At 61.6% G+C, this 344-nt stretch carries 1 protein-coding gene; it reads left to right on the forward strand.

Annotated features, from left to right (window positions below; all coding sequences use genetic code 11):
• Positions 1 to 344: efflux RND transporter permease subunit (locus RCF13_RS14750; protein ID WP_308141298.1), on the forward strand; the 344-nt coding region annotated here is incomplete at both ends.

The following is a 344-nucleotide window of genomic DNA, read 5'->3' on the forward strand; positions in this document are numbered from 1 at the left end:
ACAACGGCTTCCCCTCGGCGGACATCAGCGGCGGGCCAGCGCCGGGCTACTCATCCGGCCAGGCCACCGCCGCGATTGAGAAGATCGTGAGCGAATCGCTGCCTGACGGTATGACCTACGAATGGACGGACCTGACTTTCCAGGAAAAGCGAGTTGGCAATACTGCTATCTATATCTTCGCGCTGGCGGTGCTGCTCGCCTTCCTGTTCCTGGCGGCCCAGTACAACAGTTGGTCGCTGCCGTTCGCTGTGCTGCTGATTGCACCCATGGCGCTGCTCTCGGCGATCGCCGGCGTCTGGCTCTCTGGGGGGGACAACAACATCTTCACGCAGATCGGTTTCGTG

It is taken from the genome of Stenotrophomonas maltophilia group sp. RNC7, from assembly GCF_030910085.1.
Lineage (GTDB): Bacteria > Pseudomonadota > Gammaproteobacteria > Xanthomonadales > Xanthomonadaceae > Stenotrophomonas > Stenotrophomonas sepilia.